At 38.1% G+C, this 2,753-nt stretch carries 2 protein-coding genes; both read left to right on the forward strand.

The features are described 5' to 3' along the window. Positions 1-242, forward strand: a 242-nt coding sequence (locus ENL20_00465; GenBank protein HHE37034.1) for a hypothetical protein, incomplete at its 5' end; no start/stop codon positions are given. A 630-nt stretch (positions 243-872) separates the two neighbouring features. After that, the gene (locus ENL20_00470; protein ID HHE37035.1) at positions 873-2,684 is read left to right on the forward strand and encodes a hypothetical protein; all 1,812 of its coding nucleotides are present in this window, start codon (positions 873-875) and stop codon (positions 2,682-2,684) included. Positions 2,685-2,753: the final 69 nt, after the last annotated feature.

Consider the following 2,753-nt stretch of genomic DNA (forward strand, 5'->3'; position numbering starts at 1 on the left):
AACTTGGAGTTTATGATATGAGCGGAAATGTCTGGGAATGGTGTAACGATTGGTATGATAAAGATTATTATAACAAAAGCCCAAAGAACGATCCGCGAGGTCCAAGCTCCGGTGACTTGTCCGTTTTGCGTGGCGGTTCGTGGAGCAGCTTCGTTCCCTACTGCCGGGTTGCCGGTCGCGGCAGCAGTGCTCCCTCTGGCAGCGGCAGCGGCGTCGGGTTTCGTTTTGCCAGGACTCCTTAATGAATAATCCTTTTCCCTTTTACTCTTTTACACTTTGTGTAAAAGAAATTTTTTTGAAAAAATTTAAATAGGCAAAAATGGAAGTAAAAGTAATACACTTGATACACGAATTATGTTAAAACTTGTCAAAAGTGATGAAATCATCTTGTGCTAAGTTGACATAGGATCATCCCGATAGAAATCTGGGATAAGTTGGATGGTGGTTTGGTTGGTGCTTGGTGTGAGAGGGCGACTTAACACATGATCTGTCCCGAATGCTTTCGGGATGACAAGTCTTGGCTTGGAGCAGGTCTCGGATTATTAACTTCCGATTGTGCGCAGCTCATCGGAATGTTAGAGATTTATTTTTATCATTCGTAATGTTTATCTGGTTTATTTTCATCATTCGGAAGAGCTTTAGATCGTTTGAAAACAGAACATCATTCGGAAGAGCTTTAGATCGTTTGAAAACAGAACATCATTCGGAAGATCTTTAGATCGTTTGAAAACAGAACCTCATTCGGAAGAGCTTTAGATCGTTTGAAAACAGAACATCATTCGGAAGAGCTTCGCACATTCCGAAGATTTGGAAGCGACTTCGTCGCTTAGCATTAACACAGTTAATGCACTCCAAACAAAGAAAGGAGTTTTATGAAAAAGCAAATTTTTATCATAATTTTACTGATCGGCATTTTATCTTTGCAGGCAATAACCGTAAATCAGTTAAAACAGATGCAAAACAGCGGAGAACTGATCGTCGGCAAAGGTGAAGCCAAAACTGAATCTGAAGCCGATAAATATGCCTTACAGGATCTGGCATCGCAAATTATCGTGGAAGTCAAAAGCAGTTTCGTCAGCATTGCGAGAGAGGAAAACTTTAAAATCGATGAATATTGCGAAAGCGTGGTAAAAACTTTTACCGATATTCAATTGAGCAATGCCAAAAAGTTTATTGATCCTGCTTCTACAAAAAATAATCAAATAATTTATCGTTATCTTACTCCGGAAGATAAAGAAAGAATTTTCGCAGAACGCAAAACGCAGATATTATCTCTCGTGGCAGAAGGTGAGATTGCGGAAAGTTCCAATAATGCGGTCGATGCGATCAGGAATTATTATTGGGCGTTAATGCTCTTGAAAACTCATCCGGAACATAAAACGATCACCTATTATTTCGATCATGAAGAACGATTATTAAATACTGCTCTCGTGAATCAGATCGAGAAAATCCTATCCAAAATTAAGATAGAAATAACTTCCATTAAAGATGTGAAAGATTCCAATTGTCTCGATATTTTACTGTTTGCTTCTTATCAGGGAATGCCCGCAGATGGTTTGTTGGTCAAATATAATGACGGCTATCAATGGTCGGATTTCGAGCGTTGGACGAATGGGAAAGGATATTTCAGCATTAAGAAAGTAATGGCAAAAACTCTATCCTTTATTGAAATGGAAATCGATTGCAGTTTCAGGGAACACGGTTTCAGCGGAGAAATAAGGGAAACTCTCGGTTCGATGAAAGCGAAGAAATTCAATAATTCCTATAAAAAATGTGAATTACAAAAAGAGGAAGTGAAAAACATCGAGTCGGTGGAATCGGTTATTTCTTATGAGGACGAAATTTCCAGAGAAAAAATTGCGGTATTGAATAATATCATCACAGCGATTTCCAAAAAAGATTTGGGAACATCTCGCAAATATTTTACTGCCAGAGGTTTCAGAGATTTTAATGCTCTGATCGGTTATGGTAATGCTGAAATTCTGCCCGAGAAAATTACTTTGAAGATGCTGAAGATCGGTGATTTGAGGGTGGTGAGAAGTATTCCGCTGAAATTTGATTTTCGCTCTTCCAATGAGGATTTTACGGAAAATGTAAATTTTGTTTTCGATCAAGATAATAAGATCGACGGAGTTACATTTTCCTTATCCGATCTTGCTATAAAAGATATAATGTCCAAAAAATACGGAACAGATGAAGAAAAAGCTTTGATCGTAAATTTTATCGAGCAATACAAAACTGCGTATTGTTTGAAAGATATAGATTTTATCGAAGATGTTTTTTGTGATGATGCGCTGATCATTGTGGGAAGAGTAATTCAGCGAAAACCGGATGATTATTCCGACAGACTTTATCAACAACTCGGTGCGGGAATGATCGAATATATCACTCTGAAAAAAGGAGAATATATCAAGAGACTACAGAAGCAATTTTCCAAAAAAGAGTTCATCAATATCCGCTTTTCCGACAACACGATAGATAGAGTATCAAGCAAAGGTAAGAAAGTTTTCGGAATGCAGATCGGACAGTATTATTATTCATCAGATTATCGAGACAAAGGTTATCTTTTTTTGATGTTTGATCTGGAAAACCCGGATGAACCGAAAATAATGGTGCGTTCCTGGCAACCCGAGAAAGCAGCCGACGGTTCTATTATCGGTGTTTCGGATTTTCAGTTTGATTAATTTTCACATTCCGAAGTCTTTTTTCAAGGTGTTGTGCTTAAACTTGTCACAAGTGATGCATCATCTTGT

Source organism: Candidatus Cloacimonadota bacterium, from assembly GCA_011372345.1.
Taxonomy (GTDB): Bacteria; Cloacimonadota; Cloacimonadia; order Cloacimonadales; family TCS61; genus DRTC01.

What these genes read in the sequence shown, in the direction of transcription:
- ENL20_00470 (HHE37035.1), top strand. Translation starts at nt 873, where the DNA reads ATGAAAAAGCAAATTTTTATCATAATTTTACTGATCGGCATTTTATCT.